The sequence below is a fragment of the Streptomyces sp. NPDC001544 genome (assembly GCF_042894285.1).
Lineage (GTDB): Bacteria > Actinomycetota > Actinomycetes > Streptomycetales > Streptomycetaceae > Streptomyces.
Genome location: NZ_JBIAVN010000002.1, coordinates 681,632 through 699,092, shown reverse-complemented (window position 1 = coordinate 699,092; position 17,461 = coordinate 681,632). Strand labels below are relative to the sequence as shown.

Here is a 17,461-nt window from a genome sequence, read left to right as displayed (position 1 = left end):
CACCTTCTCGCGCGTGTCAGAAGTTCAGGGGGAAGCGGCGGGGCTTGGTGCCGGTGGCCCGGGCGTATGCGTTGGCGACGGCACCGGCCGCGGCCGGAACGCCGAGCTCCCCCGCGCCGCCCGGTTCCCGCCCGGAGGGCATGACGTACGCCTCGAAGTGCGGCGGGGAGTGCCGCTGGCGGGCGTAGTGGAAGTCGGCGTAGCTGCTCTCGCGTACGGCGCCGCGGTCGATGTGGAGGCCGGCCCGGAGGACGGTGGAGATGCCGTCGATGGCGGTGCCCATGAGCTGGGCCTGCAGGCCCCTCGGGTTGACGGCGATCCCGACGTCGGCCGCCATCACCACCTTGGTCACCCGGGGGTCCTTCGGGTCGGTGGCGTCGATCTCGGCCAGGCAGGCGACGCACGAGCCGTACTCCTCGTGGACGGCGACACCCTGTGCCTGGCCGGCCGGCATGGGCCGCCCCCAGTGCCCGGCGGCGGCGACCTTGTCGAGTACGGCTTTGACGGCCTTGTCGCGGAGCGTGGCGCGCCGGAAGGCGACCGGGTCCTTGCCCAGGCTCGCGGCCACCTCGTCCACGAGGACCTCCTCCGCGGTGCGCATCGTCCCGGAGTCCACCGACCGCCACGCGCCGAGCGGCATCGCCAGTTCGACCGAGCCCGAGTCGCCGGAGACGCGGCCGAAGTTGTACAGGCCGCTGCCGCTGGGCAGCGGGCCGGCGGTGCGGGCTCCGGCCGGGGCCCTCCCGCCCAGGGCCGACAGTCCCCGCCCCTCGTACGACTCGCTCACCGAAGCCATGGCGTGGGTGAACGCCACCACCCTGCCCGCGGCGTGGCTGGCCCGGATGCGGTGGTGGCTGGCCGGGCGCATCCTGCCGTGCCGGATGTCGTCGGCGCGGCTCCACATCAGCTTCACCGGGCGGCGTGCCGCCTTGGAGATGAGGGCCGCCTCGATCGCCGCGTCGTAGTTGAGCCGCCGGCCGAACGAGCCACCGCCCCGGATCACATGGACCCGTACCCTGCCCTTGGGCAGTCCGATCGCCGAGGCGATGCCGTCCCGCGCGTCCATCGGTGTCTGGGAGGAGAACCAGATCTCGGCGCGGTCGGGACGCACGTCCGCCACCGCCGTCAGCACCTCCATCGGCGCATGACTGACGAAGGCGAACTCGAACTCGCCCTCGACCTGCGTCGTTCCGCGTGGCGGGGTGCCCTGCCGGGGCACGGCGGCCCGCAGCCGCGAGCGGATGCCGGCGTCCGACAGCGCCACGAGCGGACCGGGGGTCCAGGTGATCCGCAGGGCGTCCCTGGCCTGGAAGGCGTGGTGGAAGGTCTCCGCCACCACGGCGACCCCACCGGCGGTCCTGACCACCGCGTGCACCCCGGGCATCGCGCGAGCCGCCCGGTCGTCGACGGACCCGACCTTGCCGCCGAGCGTGGGCGGCCGGGCCACCACGGTCGGTTTCGCTCCGGCCACCGTCAGGTCTCCGGTGTACTCCGCCTTGCCGGTGACGATGTCCCGGGCGTCGATACGGGTGGTGGGCCGTCCGATCACCCTGTGCCGGGAGGCGGGCTTGGGCCGGCTGGAGACGGCGGGACGGCGGACCCGGGCGGCGCTCGCGGTCAGGGATCCGAAGGTGGCCGAACGCCCGTCCGGCGCGACCACCTTCGTGTCCTTGGTGTACAGCGACCGTGCCGGGAGGTTCCAGCGCCCGGCCGCCGCGGTCACCAGTTTGGCGCGAGCCGTGGCGGCGAGTTCGCGGGCCGGTCCGTACAGCGAACTGACCGAGCTTGAACCGCCGGTGTACTGGTTGCCCTTGGCGCGGGCCTCGGCGAGCGGCACGTCGACGTCGGCGAGCCGGGCGTCCAGTTCCTCGGCGATCATCATGGCGACGGCGGTGGTGACGCCTTGCCCGACCTCGACGCGCGGCAGCCGTACGACGACCTTGTTCGCTTCGGTGACCTCGAGGACCAGCATCTCCTCGTCGGTGCCGGTCACCAGGACGTCGGAGTGCCCGTGGGCGGGCTCGGCGCCTTCCGCGGCTGACGCGTCGCAGGCGAGGGGGGCCGCGACGGTCAGGGTGGACGCGGCGAGCGAATAGACCATGAACCTGCGACGGGACAACTGGCGGGCCAACAGGCTCTCCTTACAGGTTCCGGTTCGGTGCGGCGCTTTCGCCGACTGGTATGAGGTGTCAGCACCCTCCGGGGTTGCCTGCCCGGGCCCGCGGATCCCCGCTGCCCACGAGGCCCTCAAGACCCTCAAGACCCCCGAGAAGACCGCGTAGGCGCTCGGAAAAGACGTCACCGGCGAAATACGGGAAATGCACACCACCCGCCCCTTGGCGATTCCGTGGCGGGCTTGTGTGGATAGCGTGGCAATCGGCCGTGAAGTGTCGGCGTATAAGCCTGTCGGTACGGATTCCGGCCGCTGGGGATCCCGGAGAAGGCTTGCGGGGATATCTTCGGTGCAGTAACTAGGTGAATCATGAACCTGTTCAACCGCGGTGCGTCCCTGCGCCGTTCGGCATCCTCCTCGACCTCCCAACTCACCGCCGAGCCAGAGGCTTTCACCGGCTCCGGCCTGCTGGATCCCGCACTGGCGGCGCTGACCGGAGAGTGGATGATCGACCCGGCGCACAGTCGCATCGGCTTCTCGGTGCGGCACGCCATGGTGACGACGGTGCGCGGGGCATTCACGGAATACCAGAGCCGGCTCTACTTCGACGGGCGCGATCCCGCGCGTTCGCAGGCGGAGATCGTCCTGTCCACCGGCAGCGTCGACACCGGCGTGGAACAACGCGACGCCCACTTGGTGGGCCGCGACTTCCTGGACGCCGCGGCCTATCCGCGCATGCGTTTCGTGAGCACCGCCGTGGAACTCGCGGGAACCGACGTCTACCGCATGACCGGTGACCTCACCATCAAGAACGCCACCCGTCCCGTCGTCCTGGAACTCACCTACATCGGACGGGTCACGGACCCCTTCGGCTACGAGCGGGTGGGATTCGACGGGACCACCACCATCAACCGCTCCGAATGGGGCCTGACGTACAACACCAGACTGGCCGAGGGCGGGGCCATGGTCAGCGAGAAGGTACGCCTCCAGTTCGACATCGCCGCGATCCGTGCCGCGCCCCTGGGCTGACGGGGGGCCGGACGCACCGGTCACATCACCACGGGTCCGGGCCGTCGGCGCGTGGATCGGTGAGCAGCGTCAGATGGGCCAGGTCCCGGGGCGGCGGGGTCGTCACCGACCACAGCGGTGGGGGGCTGCCATCGGCGACGGCGGCCGGGGCGTCGGTCAGGTTCATCCGCTCGCGCAGCCGGCCGTAGAAGTCCATCGGGCCCAGCCGGACCGCCCGCAGCCGGCGCGGCGCCGCGTACACGCCGATCCAGTCCCCCGGGTCCAGCACGCCGCGCAGCTGGCCGTCGATGCTGACCGCGGCCTGTCCCGACCGCTCCAGCACGCGCAGCCCGACGGGCTCGTCCGGGGCCGTCACGACCGATCTGTCGAACGCCATGTGCGGGGCGACCGGGGTGAACACCAGTCCCTCGGCGCGCGGCGAGACCACGGGGCCGCCGGCGGCGAAGCTGTACGCGGTCGAGCCGGTCGGGGTGGCCACCAGCAGGGCGTCGGCGGAGTAGGACGCCAGGAGCCGGCCGGCGACATAGACCCCGACCGACACCTGACGGTCCCTGGACAGCTTCTCCAGGACGATGTCGTTCAGCGCGAAGACGTTCAGGGGGATGCCCCACTCGTCGTCCACCTCGCAGTCGGCGCGCACCCGGGGAGGCGGCAGGAGCGGCCCGCGGCCGAACCGCATCAGTGCCTCCATCTCCGCCGGTACCTTCAGCCGGCACGAGGCGCGCAGGGTCAGCAGCATGCGGTGCTCGACCTCGACCCGGTCCTCCCGTACGGCGTCCAGGGCCGCGCGCACCTCCGCGAACGGCACCTCCGTCAGGAAACCCACCCGCCCCAGGTCGACACCGAGGACCATGGCGTCGTGCTCGGCGGCCAGCCGGGCGCCGCGCAGAAAGGTGCCGTCGCCGCCCAGCGTGACGATGAGGTCGGGATCACCGGCGGCGTCGACCTCCTCCCGGGCGCTGTGCCGCCCGCCGTCCCGCCACACGTCGATGTCCGCGCAGGGCACGCCGTGTTCGGCGCACCACTCGCGTACGGTGCGGGCGGCCTCCGCGGCTCTCTCACGCCCACCGTGGATGACCAGTCCGAGCCGGCTCACCGTCACGCCTGCCTCCCGAAAGCCTCAGGAACGGCCACCAGTACACCGTAAGCGGCACACCGCCGCGGATGCCACGCCGTCGGGGCCCCGGCGGTGCTCGACCTAGGCGGGCGGCTCGTGCGCGGTGACGAACACCCGTACGTCCCAGGCGCCGAGCTCCAGTGCGGTGCCCGCGGCGGTGCGGCTGCCGTCCAGGACGTCGGACAGGTCCACCGGGGTCATGACGCGGGCCGGCTCCCAACTCCAGTTGTGGATCACATGGACGCGGTGTCCCCCGGGTGAGGTGCCGGTCGTCGCGGTGACCGTCGGTGGCAGGTTCCGCCAGCCGCTGACCCCCGACGGGGCCAGCCAGGCGGCCAGCGCCCGGGCGAGGCCGCGGCCCGGTACCGTGCCGACGCAGGTCACCCGGCCCGCTCCGTGGCGGCGGGTGGTGACCGCGGGCCAGCGGCCGAAGTGGGGATGGCGGTACTCGGCCAGTACGTCGGCGTCGGTCACGGTGAGGCCGTCCACCCACCGGGTCGCGGTCGCGTCCTCGGGCAGCCGCAGCGGCCCGTCGGCCACGGCGCGGACCGGGACCTCGCACCGCAGGTCGCCGAACTCCTCGTAGCCGACGCCCGCGGCCTCGGTGAGGCGTCCGGGCGCCGGCCCGCGCCGGGCCCGCGCCTCGTGGTCGGCGTAGCCGGTGCGCGGGCCGAGGACCAGGTGGGCCGAATTCTTCCCCCGCTTCCGCTCGCCGGCGACTGAACGGGCCGCTCAGCCGCCCGTCAGCAGCCGGACCGGGGTGCCGGCGAGGAAGGCCGTGATGTCTTCCACGGCTTGTGTGTAGAAGGTGCGGTAGTTCCGTTCGGTGACGTAACCGAGATGCGGGGTGGCGAGCACGTTCGTCAGGGACCGCAGGGGGTCGTCGGCGGGGAGCGGCTCCGTCTCGAAGACGTCGAGCCCCGCCCCGGCGATCCAGCCCTCCCGCAGAGCGCGCACGAGTGCCGCTCGGTCGACGATGGGGGCGCGGGAGGTGTTGACCAGGAAGGCGTGCGGGCGCATGGCGCGCAGCTCCGGCTCGCCGAGCAGGCCGCGGGTGCGGTCGGACAGGACGAGGTGGACGGACACGAAGTCGCTGCGGCGGAGCAGATCCTCCTTGCCGGAGGCGAGTCGGGCGCCGGCGTCGGCCGCGCGTTCGGCGGTGAGGTTCTCGCTCCAGGCGAGGACCTCCATGCCGAAGGCGGTGGCGACGCGGGCCACCCGGGAGCCGATCTTGCCGAGTCCGAGCAGCCCCAGGGTCCGGCCTTCGAGGTCCTGGCCCACGGTGGACTGCCAGGGGCCGCCCCCGCGCAGGGCCCGGTTCTCGGTGGTGACGTGCCGTGCGAGACCGAGGAGCAGCGCCCAGGTCAGTTCGACGGGCGGGGTGGAACTGCTCGCCGTCCCGCAGACGGTCACGCCCTGCGCGGCCGCCGCGGCGAGGTCGATGGAGGCGTTGCGCATGCCGGTGGTCACCAGCAGACGCAGCCGGGGCAGGCGGCGCAGGAGGTCGGCGTCGAAGGGGGTGCGCTCCCGCATGGCCACGATGATCTCGCAGTCGGCGAGTTCGGCCACGAGCTTGTCCCGGTCGGTGATGTGTTCGCGGAGCGTGCGCACCTCGACCTTGTCGGCGAGGGCGTTCCAGTCCGCCAGGGTCGGGGCGACGCCCTGGTAGTCGTCCAGCACTGCGCAGTTGAGGGTCATACGATCATTCTGCCGGGAGCACACAGACCGTTCACGGTCGCTCTTTACGCAGTGCTTTCCCGTAGGTCGTACCATCCGACCGAGCACCATCGGTGGAACGATTCTCCACGCCTTCGACGCCGTCACCGGACCGAGCGTCCACATCGGCTCAAGCCACCGAACCAGCACACCGGAAAGAGAGATGCGCATGACCGCCGCACGTGGCACACCCGTCGACGTCCCCACCCAGGACGGCTCCGCCGACGCCTACTTCGCGTACCCGGACGACGGCGCCGCCCACCCCGCCGTACTGCTCTACATGGACGCCTTCGGTCTGCGCCCGCAGCTCAGGGCCATGGCCGACCGGCTCGCCGGAGCGGGCTACACGGTGCTGGTCCCCAATGTCTTCCACCGGCACGGGCGGGCGCCGGTGTTCGCCCTGCCCGAGTTCATCAGCGATGCCGACCGGCCGGCCCTGTTCGAGCAGATCGTCCCGGTCGCGGGTGCGCTGACCGGGGATGTGGTGGCTCGCGACGCCGCCGCCTATCTCGACTGGCTGGCCGCGCGTCCCGAGGCCGCCGACGGACCGGTCGGCGTGTCCGGCTACTGCTTGGGCGCCCGCCTGGCCCTGCTCACCGCGGGCACCCACCCGGAGCGGGTGGCCGCCGCGGCCGGCTTCCACGGCGCAGGCCTGGCCACCGACGCCCCCGACAGCCCCCACCTGCTCGCCGACCGGATCACCGCGGAGGTGTACTTCGGCCACGCCGACCAGGACCCCTCGATGCCGTCCGAGCAGATCGAACGCCTCGACAAGGCCCTCACCGAGGCGGGCGTCCGGCACCACAGCGACGTCTACGCCGGTGCCGCACACGGCTACACCATGGCCGACACCGACCGCTTCGACGCCGAGGCCGCCGAACTCCACTGGACTGTGCTGCTGGACCTGTTCCGCCGCACCCTCTGACTCACCGTCCCGACAGGGACGCACGCGGTGCCGGACACACCCTTCCGCGCGGATCAGCGCTCCGGCAGCTCGAGCGTGCGGGTTTCTCCGGGCGCGACGGTGACGGCCCGGTCGGCCAGTACCACGCGGATCGGTGACTCCTCCGAGTCGGGCACACCGATCTCCAGCTGTCCGCTCCGGCGCCGGACGCCGACTCCCCAGTGACCGCGGTAGCGCAGCGAGAAGCCGTACTCGGAGAGCGCCGGGAGGGGGACCGGGTCCAGCCACAGCGCGTCCTCGCGGGCCTGAAGTCCTGTGAGGCCGCGCTGGACGAGGTCGAGGGTCCCGGCCATGGCTCCGAGATGGATGCCCTCACCGGTCGTGCCGCCCTGGATGTCGGCGATGTCCGCCTCCAGGGCCTCGCGCACGTACTGCCATGCCTCGGTTCGTCTGGCCCTGGCGAGGACGAGGCCGTGGACGAGTCCGCTGAGCGTGGAGCCGTGGCTGGTGCGCCGCAGGTAGTAGTCGACGGTTCCGTGCCAGATCTCGTCGTCCAGGCCGTATCCGAGACGCCGGAACAGGCTCCGCAGCTCCCCGGGTGAGAACAGGTAGCCGAGCATGAGGACGTCGGCCTGTTTGGACGCCTTGTAGCGGTTGACCGTGTCACCCTCGGCCTCGAGGATCCGGTCCAGTCGCCGGATGCCGCCGTAGCGGGCCCGGTACGCCTCCCAGTCGAGCTCGACGAGGTCGTCGTAGCCTTCGAACTGGCTGATGACACCCCGGTGGAAGGGCACCCGCAGCCGTCTGGAGACCCCGTCCCACTTCTGGAGTTCGCCGCCGTCCAGCCGCAACCGGTCGAACAGCTCCTCCCGGCGCCACACGGGAAGACGCCGTACGAGGTCCAGAGCACGGGCGAGGACCCAGGCGGCCATGACGTTGGTGTACGCGTTGTCGTCCAGTCCCGGCCGGGCGGCCCCCGGGTAGCCGTCGTGGTACTCGTCGGGGCCGACGACGCCCCGGACACGGTAGCGGTCCGTGGCGGGGTCGAGGACCGCGAGGTCCGCCCAGAAGCGGGCGATCTGCAGCAGCGTCTCGGCGCCCTTGGTGTGCAGGAACTCGGTGTCGCCGGTGGCCTCGCAGTACTGCCACACGTTGTAGGCGACCGCCGAACCCACGTGGTGCTGCAGCCGGGACCGGTCGGGCAGCCAGCGCCCCGAGTGCGGGTTGAGATGCCATTCCGGGGTCTCCTCACGGCCGTCACTGCCGCTCTGCCACGGGTACATCGCCCCGGCCCGACCGGCCTCGGCGGCGGCCCGGCAGGCCCGCGGGAGGCGGCGGTGGCGGTAGTTCAGCAGCGCCCGGGAGACCTCGGGGAAGCGCAGGTTGAGATACGGCAGGACGAACAGCTCGTCCCAGAAGACATGACCGCGGTACGCCTCGCCGTGCAGCCCCCTGGCCGGGACACCCACGTCCAGGTCCGCGGTGTGCGGGGACAACGTCTGCAGGACGTGGAAGAGGTGGAGGCGCAGGACGCGGCCGGCCTGGCCGGGTACCTGGACGTCCGCGCGCCGCCACAACCGCTCCCAGGCCGCGACGTGCGACTCCAGCAGGGCGGGGAAGTCCGCCGCCGCGGACACCCGGTCGACCGCTTCGGCGAGCGGGTCGCTGATCGCCGTGTCGCGTGAGGTGTGCAGCGCCACGGTCTTCTCCACGGCGACGGGCCGGCCGGAGGCGACCGGGACCACCAGACGGTGGACGGCGCGACGGCGGGCGGGGCGAAGCTCCGACGCGGCCGCGGTGGCACCGGCCACGACCGTCCGGGCGGCCAGGGCGACACCGATGTCCGAGGCGCTGGTCCGGCACTTCAGCCAGACGGTGTGGGGTTCCCGCGCCGCCGTGCGCACACGGTTCAGATGGCGGCGGTCGAGGGCACGGTAGCGGTGCACGTTGCCGTTGATCACCTCTGCGTCGAGGCAGGACTCGATCTCGATCTCTCCCGACCAGTCCTCGGCCGTGAACACCGTCCGCAGCGCGGCCAGGTGCGGGTCCCCCATGTGCACCAGGCGGGTCTGTTCGACCCGGAGTACGCCCGCCTCGTCGTCCCGGTGGCGGAAGGTGCGGGTGAGTGTGCCCCGCCGCAGGTCGAGGGTGTGCCGGTGGTCGAGAAGGAGATGTCTGTCCGGGGAGAACCACTGGCCCCACGCTCCCCCGGTGCGGCGCAGCCGGAAACGGAACAGCAGCCAGTTCGGGAGGTTGACCAGGTCCTCGTTCACCACCTGCCGCCCCGCCACGGTCGACTCCAGGCGGTTGTAGCACCCGGCCACGTAGGTGCCCGGGCAGTGCACCAGGCTCGCCCGGCTCTCCGGTACCGCGCCCCGTGTGGCGAAGTAGCCGTTGCCGAGCGTGCACAGCGATTCACGCAGCCGCTCGGCGGCGGGGTCGTAGCCCGTCCACCGCCATGTCCACTCCGTCATCCCCTCAGACCTGCTGGGGGACGACGGCGACCGGGCACTGCGCGTGGTGCAGCAGGGTGTGGGCGACCCTGCCCAGTTGCAGCCCGAAGTCACCTTGGCGTCGCCGCGCGCCGACGACCACGAGGTCGGCGTCGGCGGATGCCTCCAGCAGGACGCGATGGGCGGGGCCCTCCGCCGGGTGACGGTGGACAACGACCCCGGGGTGCTCCGTCACGGCCTCTCGCAGCGCGTCGTCGAGGCCGGCGGAGGCCTGCTCCTCGCGCGACCGTGCGGCGGCGTCGGCGATCAGCATGTGGTTCAGGGGCTCCTGGGCGGGAATGCGCCAGGCCCGCACGGCCGCCAGGGCGCAGCCCCGCGCCTCGGCCTCGCGGACGGCGAAGCGCACGGCGCCCGCACCCCCGGCCGGCTCGCCGACGCCGACCACGATCCGGCCGAGGGTTCCCCGCACATTGGGCTCCGCTCCACGCACCACGACGACCGGGCACACGGCGCGGGCCGCGACCGCGAGGCTGACCGACCCCAGGAGCAGCCCGGCGATCCTGCCCCGCCCACGCGAACCGGTGACCAGGGCGAACGACTCGGGTGCCGCTCTCAGCAACGCGGTCACGGCGTCCTCGGGCAGTACCTCGCCCGACGCCTTCACCTCGGGATCGCGGAGTCCGACGCGTTCCGTGCAGGAGGCGACGATGTGCTCGGCCATGACCTCCTCGGCCGGGCGGTCGGTGCCGAAGGACGGCAGGGCTCCCTCGTAACGCTCCCACAGGGAGGCGTGCACCAGGCGCAGGGGCAGTCCGTGCCGTGCCGCTTCGTCCGCCGCCCAGTCGACCGCCCGCAGACTGGAGTCCGATCCGTCGACGCCCACGACCAGCGGGAGTTCCATCGCTGCCACCACCTTGCGCATCCGGTTGCCGAACGGCCCCCTGTGAACACGGTCGCACCGCAGACGAACCACCGCGACACACGGGACGGCGAAGCACGACCCGGTGGCGCGGACGCCGGCCCGGACGGCCCCGGCGCCACCCGGATGATCACAAGGGCCATCCGGCGGCCTGACGGGGACCCGGCCGGGGCGCGCCCGTGCCCTCCATGTCGCGCTCGGCCGCGTTCAGCAACTGGTGCGCGAGGTCCACCATGGCCCGGCCCGCCGCGAGTTCGTCACCGATCTCCGGAACGTTCGCGTCCGCGGGGTGACAGTGCGCGGATCCGCGTCCGGTGAGTGCCGAGGTGCCGGTGTCCAGCACCGCGTGGGCCTTCGTCGTTCCGTCGTCGTCCTCGAAGAGGTGGAGGCGAACCTTCCACTCAGCCGTGTGCGACATCGCTTCTCTCCTCTGTCTGGCCGGCTGTGCTCTCGATGCGCCACCGGACATCGACCACGAGTACGCCGCACATGCGCCGCGGAGGGGATGGGGGTACTCCTCGAATGAGAGCACACCACACGCGGCACGCACGCGACGTCCGGACCATCCGCGCCACCGGACTCCTCCACCGTCGTTTCCAGCTTCTTACGAGACGGAGGCCACCGCCATGCAACCAGTCGTCATGGGGCAGGAGCGCCGGCCGCCACCGCGCGCAGCGGTGTGCGAGACCCACACCGCGATCCTGTTCTTCGCCGGCGACCGCGTCCACAAGGTCAAGAAGCCGGTGGACCTGGGGTTCCTGGACTACACCACGGTGGCGGCCCGCCGGGCCGCGTGTGAGCGCGAGGTCGCTCTCAACCGCCGTTTCGCCCCCGACGTCTACCTGGGCCTGGGCGAGTTCCGCGGCCCCGAAGCGAAAGAAGGGGCAGACGCCGAACCGCTCGTGGTGATGCGCCGCATGCCGGCGGACCGCCGCCTGTCCCGGCTGGTACGGGACGGGGTCGCCGTCGACGACGTGCTCCGGGCCGTCGCCCGGCGGCTCGCCGCATGGCACGCGGAGGCGCCCCGCGGTCGCGACGTGGACGAACAGGGCACGAGGGACGCGCTGGCATCGCGCTGGGAGGCGAGCTTCGCCCAGGTCCGGGCGCTGGGGGAGGACGGCTCGGTGCCCGACGGGCTCGCGGAGATCGAGCGGCTGGCGCGCCGCTATCTCGTCGGCCGTGAGCGGCTGTTCGACGCCCGTATCGAGCAGGGCCGGGTGGTGGACGGCCACGGCGACCTGCTGGCCGAGGACGTCTTCTGCCTCGACGACGGCCCCCGCATCCTGGACTGCCTGGAGTTCGACGACCGCCTGCGCTACGTCGACGGCCTCGACGACGCCGCCTTCCTCGCCATGGACCTGGAACGACTCGGCGCCCCGGACGCCTCGGCGTACTTCCTCGCCCGGTACGGCGAGTACTCCGGCGACCCCGCACCCCCTTCGCTGTGGCATCACTACGTCGCCTACCGCGCGTTCGTCCGCGCCAAGGTCTCCCTGATCCAGGCACACCAGGGCACGCCGGGCGCGGAGGCCGCGTCACGACGGCTGGTCTCGACGGCGTTGCGTCACCTGCGCACCTCGGCCGTCACCCTGACGCTGGTCGGCGGACTGCCGGGCAGCGGGAAGTCCACCCTCTCCGGAGCGCTGGCCGACCGGCTCGGGGTCACCCTGCTCAGCAGCGACCGTCTCCGCAAGGAGCTGGCGGGCATCCCCGCCGAACAGTCCGCGGCGGCCGGCTACGGCGAGGGCCTGTACACGCCCGAGTGGACGGACAGGACTTACGCCGCCCTGCTCGAGCGGGCGGCCGCCCTGCTGTCCTGCGGGGAGTCCGTCGTCCTGGACGCCACCTGGTCCGACGCGAGCCGGCGCGCGGCGGCACTGCGGGTGGCCGAGCGCACCGGCGCCGACCTGCTGGCCCTGCACTGCCACGTACCGGGCGACGTGTCGGCGGCCCGCCTGGACACGCGCGGCCCCGGGGTGTCCGACGCCGGTCCCGGCATCGCCGCCGCGATGGCGGCCACGGAACCGCCCTGGCCCGAGGCCGTCCCGGTCGACACCAGCGGCCCGCTGGAGTCCGCGGTCACCCGCGCGCTGGCGGCCGTACGCCCGCGGGGCACCGGCCAGGCGCCGGTCTTCCGCCGCCCGGACAGCGGGCCGGGCTGAGCCGCCCGTGCCGGGCGCGCCCTCTCATCAGGCCGCCGGGACGACTTCGGCGTGGGAGGCGCCGCCGAGGACCACCTTGAGCGCACCGGTCTCGGCGGCCTGGGAGAAGACGTCGTACGCCTCCTCCATGTGATCCAGCGGGAAGGTGTGGGTGACCAGTTGTCCGGTGGGCAGCCGTCCGGCGGTCGCCATCCGCAGCAGTGTGGGGGTGGAGTACGTGTCCACCAGTCCCGTCGTGATGGTGACGTTCTTGATCCACAGGTCTTCGAGGTGGAGCGTGGCGGGCCTGCCGTGCACACCGATGTTGGCCACGTGTCCGCCCGGGCGGACCATGCGGGTGCACAGTTCGAAGCTCTCCGGTACACCGACCGCCTCGATGACCACGTCCGCTCCGAGCCCTTCGGTCAGGTCGGCGACCAGTTGGCCCGGTGTCTCGCGGACATCGGCCACGGCGTCGGCGCCGAGCCGCCGGGCGGCCTCCAGCCGGGCCGGGGCGAGGTCCACGGCGATGATCCGCTCCGGGGTGAACAGACGCGCCGTGGCGATCGCCGCCAGCCCGATGGGACCGGCGCCGACGACCGCGACGGTGTCTCCCGGGCGTACCCGCCCGTTGAGGACGCCCACCTCGTAGGAGGTCGGGAAGATGTCCGCGAGCAGGACGGCGTCCTCGTCGCGGACCGCGCCCGGCAGCGGGTGGACGGACAGGTCGGTGTAGGGGACGCGGACGTACTCGGCCTGGGTGCCGTCGATCAGGTGGCCGAGGATCCAGCCCCCGCCGCCGCGGCACTGGCCGTAGCTGCGCTCCCGGCAGAAGCGGCACCGGCCGCAGGAGCTGATGCAGGAGATGAGCACCCGGTCCCCGGGGCGTACGGTGCGCACGTCGCTGCCGACCTCGACGATCTCGCCGACGGCCTCGTGGCCGAGCACCGTTCCGGGGCGTACCTCGGGGACGTCGCCCTTGAGGATGTGCAGGTCGGTGCCGCAGATGGTGACGGCGCCGACCTTCACGATCGCGTCGGTGGGCTCCTTGACGGCCGGGTCCGGGACGTCCTCCCAGGAGGCGTGTCCGGGGCCGTGGAAGACGAAGCCTTTCATCGCGCTCCTCACCCTTCGCTCTGCCGCGGGACCGGGTTCCGGCGCGTACGACGAGGGTCGCGGGCCGGACTCCGACACGGTGCCGGAAATGCCCCGCACATCCAGCTTGTGCGGTGTCGGAGGACCGCGCTTGGGCCGTCCGGCCCTCGTGCGCGACCGGAGGGCGCCCGTCGGTGGGTGCTCCGCCCGGGACGGGGGTCGACCGGGCGCGCGGCGCGAGGTCAGGCGGTGAGCAGGTTCTTCACCTCGACGACGTCGGCGATGCCGTCGATCTCCGCCACCAGCCGGGCCGTCGTCGCCGGGGACATCCGCCCGGTCAGCTCCACCACGCCGTCGTGCACGGCCACCTCCACACTGCCCCGTTCCCCCGGCGGGCAGCAGGCTTCGATCCTGGCCTCGACCTCGGCCCGTATCCCGGCGTCGTCCCTGATGAGCGCCTGCAGCAGGGCTTCCCGGCGTACGACGCCGACCAGCCGGCCCTCACGGTCGGTGACCGGGATCCGCTTCAGCCGGGACAGCGCGGCGAGCCAGGCGGCCTCGGCGACGGTGGCACCGGGCAGCACCGTGATGGCCGGGCTCGTCATCAGGTCGGCCGCGGTCTCACCACGGGCCTTGCCGTGCAGCCGCCGCTCGCGCAGCGTGCCGATGGGTCCGGGCCGGTGGCCGGAGGCCTGGAAGGCGACCTTCGCCAGCAGGTCGTTCTCCGAGACGACACCGACCACGTGGTCCTCGGTGTCCACGACCGGGACGGCGCCGACCTGCTCGCGGGCCAGCAGACGGGCGATGTCCCGGTACGGCAGGTCGTCGCGGAGGGAGGCGGCGGGCACGTCCATCACGTCGCGCACCAGCGGCAGGCCGGTTCCGGGCGTGGGCTCCGGCCGCGGCGTCCCGCCCGCCGGGGCCCACTGGGTGCCGGCGTGTGCGGCCGCGGCCACGGCCACGGCGCCCAGGTGGCGGACAAGCGTGTCCTGCCGTGCGCTCTCCCCGGAGCCCCGGGGGCGGGAGGGCAGGTCCCGCCGGGCCTCGGCGTGAGAGGTGAGGTTCTCGTGCTCGTTCACTGCGGCCTCCGGGTTCCGCCGCATCGCCTACGGTCCCATTCTTCCGCGCGTCCCGGCCCCGCCCAAGCGGCCCAGCGGTGCGATCACTGTCCGGCAGCGACGACGTACCGCCCGTGGAGTGGTCACCGCCGGTCCGCGGGAGGAGGCTGGAGGGAGATCGCCGCAAGGGCGTGACGCCGTGGCGTGGCCGGTGCGAGGGAGGAAGCCATGAAGGTCGGAGTGCTGACCGGCGGCGGCGACTGTCCCGGTCTGAACGCGGTGATCCGCAGCGTCGTCCGCAAGGGCGTCCAGGAGTACGCCTTCGACTTCGTCGGGCTCCGGGACGGCTGGCGCGGTGCGCTCGGCGGCAACGTCGTCCCGCTGGACATCTCCAGTGTGCGGGGAATCCTCCCGCGCGGCGGCACCATTCTCGGCTCCTCCCGCACCAACCCCTTCAAGCACGAGGACGGCCCGCGCCGGGTACGGGACACCCTCGCCGCGCACGGCGTGGACGCGCTCGTCGTGATCGGCGGCGAGGACACGCTCGGTGTGGCCGCCGAGCTGAGCCGGCAGGGGGTCGATCTGGTCGGTGTGCCGAAGACCATCGACAACGACGTGTACGGCACCGATTACACCTTCGGGTTCGACACGGCCGTGGGCATCGCGACCGAGGCGATAGACCGTCTGCACACCACGGCCGAATCGCACATGCGCACACTCGTGGTGGAGGTGATGGGGCGGCACTCGGGATGGATCGCCCTGCAGGCGGGCGTCGCAGGCGGCGCGAACGCGATCCTCATCCCTGAACGGCCGTTCGACGTCGATCAGGTCTGTGCGTGGGTGCAGAGCCGATTCAGGATCAACTACGCGCCGATCGTCGTGGTGGCCGAAGGGGCCGTCCCCAAGGACGGGCAGATGGTCCTGAGGGACCGGACGGTGGACGAGTTCGGTCATGTCCGCCTGTCCGGCGTCGGCGAGTGGCTGGCCCGCGAGATCTCACGGCGCACGGGCACGGACGCCCGCACCACGGTCCTCGGTCATGTCCAGCGCGGCGGAACTCCCAGCGCCTTCGACCGGTGGCTGGCCACGCGCTTCGGGCTGCACGCCATCGACGCCGTCAGGGACGGCGACTTCGGCCGGATGGTGGCGCTGACCGGTACCCGCGTGGTCCGGGTGCCCCTCGCCGAGATCACGGGCCGGACCAAGAAGGTGGATCTGTCGCTGTACGACGAGTTCGAGGTGTTCTTCGGCTGACCGCTTCAGTGACGCGCGAGGCATTGACGTCCACGGTGTCACGGTCGCGGCCCCCGCCGGAGATCGGCGGGGCCGGCAGTGCCGTCGTGGTGCCGCACCGCGACGTGTTCTCAGCCCTCCAGCGGCTCGTAGTCGAGCCAGTCGAAGTGGACGGTGCCCGCCGAGGCGTACAAGCCGATCACACGGCCGGTGAAACCGCCGGCGACCTCGGTGGACAGGTACCGGCCGTCGAGCGCGGCGAGCTCGACGAACGTGCCCTCCGCGTTCTCCACGCCGAGCGAGACGGTGTCGGGTCCCTGGCGCGCGTCGGTGATGTGCTGTGCGACGGCCGTCTCGATCCTGAGCACGACCGGGCCGCCGGTCACCGGGTGGGACGCGACCACCGATCGCAGCGGCCCGATACGGGCGATCACCTGCACTTCCGCCGACGTCGTCTCGATCTCGTAGTGGTGCTGCTCGTCGAGCCGGACGGCCAGACCGCCACGCCCCTCGGCCGGATCGACCAGGGCCCGTGCGCGGCAGGACAGGTGCTGCTGGCGGCGGCCGACGAAAACGGCCTCCGGATCGTCGAGCGAACCGCCCCGGGCGTGCAGACTCAGCCAGCCGGTTCGTTCCTTGGTGGTGCAGTTCTCCTCGGGACGCGAGCGCGGCGAGATCCAGCCCGGGGCGAGTTCACTGAGCTCGAAGTCGTCCCGGACCGGCACGGCGGCAGGCTCCTGAAGCGGCCAGGGCGGCGGGGGCATGGCGGGTGACACCTCGCCGACGACCGGCCAGTCGTCGACCCAGGTCACCGGGGCCAGGAACGTCTCCCGGCCGAGGACGTGCCAGCCCGGCGTACCACCCTGGGGCCGGACTCCGAGGAACACCATCCACCAGGAACCGTCCGGGCCCTGCACCAGATCGCCGTGTCCGGTGTTCTGGACGGGGTGGTCGGTGCCACGGTGCGTCAGGATCGGGTTGCCCGGGCAGGGTTCGAACGGGCCGCCCGGGGTGCGGCCACGGGCGATCGAGACACCGTGGCACCGCTCGGTGCCGCCCTCGGCGATGAGCAGGTACCAGTAGTCGCCGATGTGGTACAGGTGCGGCGCCTCCGGTGCCTTGGCACCGGGCGCTCCGGACCACAGGCGCCGCGGCTCGCCGAAGGTCTCCCCGGTGTGGGGGTCGATCCGGATCTGGCTGACTCCGGCGACGGTGCACCAGCAGTTGCCCTCGTCGTCCCAGGCGAGGTCCGGGTCGATGCCCTGCACTCCGGGCAGCCGGATCGGCTCCGACCAGGGACCGGCCGGATCGGTCGCGGTGAACAGGACGTTTCCGTCACCGCTCACGTTGGTGACGATCAGCCAGAAGCGGCCGTCGTGATGGCGCAACGTGGGGGCGTAGAGACCGCCCGACGAGGTGGAGTCGGGCGGCAGACGCAGTTGGCTCGGCCGGTCCAGGGCGTTGCCGATCTGGGTCCAGTGCACCAGGTCGCGACTGTGGAAGACGGGGACGCCGGGGAAGTACTCGAAGCTGGAGCACGCGAGGTAGTAGTCCTCGCCGGCCCTGCAGATGCTGGGGTCGGGGTGGAATCCCGCAATGACGGGGTTGCTGACGGTGTTGTCCCTCGCGGACGTGCTCGGCAACTCGAGTCCTTTCAGCTGGACTTTCCACCGGAAAAGAAAC

General features: G+C 72.4%; 13 protein-coding genes and 1 pseudogene. 4 read left to right on the top strand and 10 right to left on the bottom strand.

Features of this window, described 5'->3' with window-relative positions:
• Window positions 1-16 precede the first annotated feature (16 nt).
• The gene (locus ACFY0F_RS08555; protein ID WP_388791329.1) at window positions 17-2,101 is read right to left on the bottom strand and encodes a molybdopterin cofactor-binding domain-containing protein; all 2,085 of its coding nucleotides are present in this window, start codon (window positions 2,099-2,101) and stop codon (window positions 17-19) included.
• 381 nt (window positions 2,102-2,482) lie between these two features.
• Here ACFY0F_RS08555 and ACFY0F_RS08550 point away from each other — a divergent pair, with 381 nt between their 5' ends.
• On the top strand, window positions 2,483-3,142 hold the full coding sequence (locus ACFY0F_RS08550) for a YceI family protein (protein ID WP_388790840.1): 660 nt from the start codon (window positions 2,483-2,485) through the stop codon (window positions 3,140-3,142).
• 25 nt (window positions 3,143-3,167) lie between these two features.
• On the opposite strand, the gene ACFY0F_RS08545 is transcribed toward ACFY0F_RS08550, so the two are convergent.
• The 3 genes and pseudogenes from ACFY0F_RS08545 to ACFY0F_RS08535 all read right to left on the bottom strand — a co-directional run bounded on the left by ACFY0F_RS08545 (window position 3,168) and on the right by ACFY0F_RS08535 (window position 5,957).
• Window positions 3,168-4,244, bottom strand: a complete 1,077-nt coding sequence (locus tag ACFY0F_RS08545) for an NAD(+)/NADH kinase (RefSeq protein ID WP_388790838.1) — start codon at window positions 4,242-4,244, stop codon at window positions 3,168-3,170.
• Between the two features lie 96 nt (window positions 4,245-4,340).
• A pseudogene (locus ACFY0F_RS08540) lies at window positions 4,341-4,943 on the bottom strand (beta-galactosidase trimerization domain-containing protein); the annotation flags it as partial.
• Between the two features lie 48 nt (window positions 4,944-4,991).
• Window positions 4,992-5,957 (bottom strand): D-2-hydroxyacid dehydrogenase family protein, encoded by a 966-nt coding sequence (locus ACFY0F_RS08535; protein WP_388790836.1) that lies wholly within the window; start codon window positions 5,955-5,957, stop codon window positions 4,992-4,994.
• A 187-nt stretch (window positions 5,958-6,144) separates the two neighbouring features.
• Here ACFY0F_RS08535 and ACFY0F_RS08530 point away from each other — a divergent pair, with 187 nt between their 5' ends.
• On the top strand, window positions 6,145-6,900 hold the full coding sequence (locus tag ACFY0F_RS08530) for a dienelactone hydrolase family protein (protein WP_388790834.1): 756 nt from the start codon (window positions 6,145-6,147) through the stop codon (window positions 6,898-6,900).
• 53 nt (window positions 6,901-6,953) lie between these two features.
• Here the strand turns inward: ACFY0F_RS08530 and ACFY0F_RS08525 are convergent, their stop codons facing one another.
• The 3 genes from ACFY0F_RS08525 to ACFY0F_RS08515 form a co-directional block, all read right to left on the bottom strand.
• Window positions 6,954-9,353: a glycoside hydrolase family 65 protein gene (locus ACFY0F_RS08525; protein WP_388790832.1), complete on the bottom strand. Its 2,400-nt coding sequence runs from the start codon at window positions 9,351-9,353 to the stop codon at window positions 6,954-6,956.
• A gap of 4 nt (window positions 9,354-9,357) precedes the next feature.
• A complete protein-coding gene (locus ACFY0F_RS08520; protein WP_388790830.1) occupies window positions 9,358-10,233 on the bottom strand; it encodes a universal stress protein in 876 nt (291 codons plus the stop codon).
• Window positions 10,234-10,381: 148 nt separating this feature from the next.
• Window positions 10,382-10,669, bottom strand: coding sequence for a DUF1876 domain-containing protein (locus tag ACFY0F_RS08515; RefSeq protein WP_388790828.1), 288 nt, complete (start codon window positions 10,667-10,669; stop codon window positions 10,382-10,384).
• A 208-nt stretch (window positions 10,670-10,877) separates the two neighbouring features.
• On the opposite strand from ACFY0F_RS08515, the gene ACFY0F_RS08510 reads away from it, so the two are divergent.
• Window positions 10,878-12,413, top strand: coding sequence for an AAA family ATPase (locus tag ACFY0F_RS08510; protein WP_388790826.1), 1,536 nt, complete (start codon window positions 10,878-10,880; stop codon window positions 12,411-12,413).
• 27 nt (window positions 12,414-12,440) lie between these two features.
• Here the strand turns inward: ACFY0F_RS08510 and ACFY0F_RS08505 are convergent, their stop codons facing one another.
• Together ACFY0F_RS08505 and ACFY0F_RS08500 are read right to left on the bottom strand one after the other, a co-directional pair.
• Window positions 12,441-13,508 carry a zinc-dependent alcohol dehydrogenase family protein gene (locus ACFY0F_RS08505; RefSeq protein WP_388790824.1) on the bottom strand — a complete coding sequence of 356 codons (1,068 nt, stop codon included), beginning with the start codon at window positions 13,506-13,508 and terminating at the stop codon, window positions 12,441-12,443.
• A gap of 221 nt (window positions 13,509-13,729) precedes the next feature.
• Window positions 13,730-14,566 carry a CBS domain-containing protein gene (locus ACFY0F_RS08500; protein WP_388790822.1) on the bottom strand — a complete coding sequence of 279 codons (837 nt, stop codon included), beginning with the start codon at window positions 14,564-14,566 and terminating at the stop codon, window positions 13,730-13,732.
• A gap of 207 nt (window positions 14,567-14,773) precedes the next feature.
• Between ACFY0F_RS08500 and ACFY0F_RS08495 the strand changes: the two genes are divergently transcribed.
• Entirely contained in the window at window positions 14,774-15,799 is a 1,026-nt protein-coding gene (locus tag ACFY0F_RS08495; protein WP_388790820.1) for a 6-phosphofructokinase, read from the top strand.
• Between the two features lie 110 nt (window positions 15,800-15,909).
• Here the strand turns inward: ACFY0F_RS08495 and ACFY0F_RS08490 are convergent, their stop codons facing one another.
• On the bottom strand, window positions 15,910-17,421 hold the full coding sequence (locus ACFY0F_RS08490) for a glycoside hydrolase family 43 protein (protein ID WP_388790818.1): 1,512 nt from the start codon (window positions 17,419-17,421) through the stop codon (window positions 15,910-15,912).
• Between the last annotated feature and the right edge of the window lie 40 nt (window positions 17,422-17,461).

What these genes read in the sequence shown, in the direction of transcription:
- ACFY0F_RS08555 (WP_388791329.1), bottom strand. Translation starts at nt 2,101, where the DNA reads ATGGTCTATTCGCTCGCCGCGTCCACCCTGACCGTCGCGGCCCCCCTC.
- ACFY0F_RS08550 (WP_388790840.1), top strand. Translation starts at nt 2,483, where the DNA reads ATGAACCTGTTCAACCGCGGTGCGTCCCTGCGCCGTTCGGCATCCTCC.
- ACFY0F_RS08535 (WP_388790836.1), bottom strand. Translation starts at nt 5,957, where the DNA reads ATGACCCTCAACTGCGCAGTGCTGGACGACTACCAGGGCGTCGCCCCG.
- ACFY0F_RS08530 (WP_388790834.1), top strand. Translation starts at nt 6,145, where the DNA reads ATGACCGCCGCACGTGGCACACCCGTCGACGTCCCCACCCAGGACGGC.
- ACFY0F_RS08525 (WP_388790832.1), bottom strand. Translation starts at nt 9,353, where the DNA reads ATGACGGAGTGGACATGGCGGTGGACGGGCTACGACCCCGCCGCCGAG.
- ACFY0F_RS08520 (WP_388790830.1), bottom strand. Translation starts at nt 10,233, where the DNA reads ATGGAACTCCCGCTGGTCGTGGGCGTCGACGGATCGGACTCCAGTCTG.
- ACFY0F_RS08515 (WP_388790828.1), bottom strand. Translation starts at nt 10,669, where the DNA reads ATGTCGCACACGGCTGAGTGGAAGGTTCGCCTCCACCTCTTCGAGGAC.
- ACFY0F_RS08510 (WP_388790826.1), top strand. Translation starts at nt 10,878, where the DNA reads ATGCAACCAGTCGTCATGGGGCAGGAGCGCCGGCCGCCACCGCGCGCA.
- ACFY0F_RS08505 (WP_388790824.1), bottom strand. Translation starts at nt 13,508, where the DNA reads ATGAAAGGCTTCGTCTTCCACGGCCCCGGACACGCCTCCTGGGAGGAC.
- ACFY0F_RS08495 (WP_388790820.1), top strand. Translation starts at nt 14,774, where the DNA reads ATGAAGGTCGGAGTGCTGACCGGCGGCGGCGACTGTCCCGGTCTGAAC.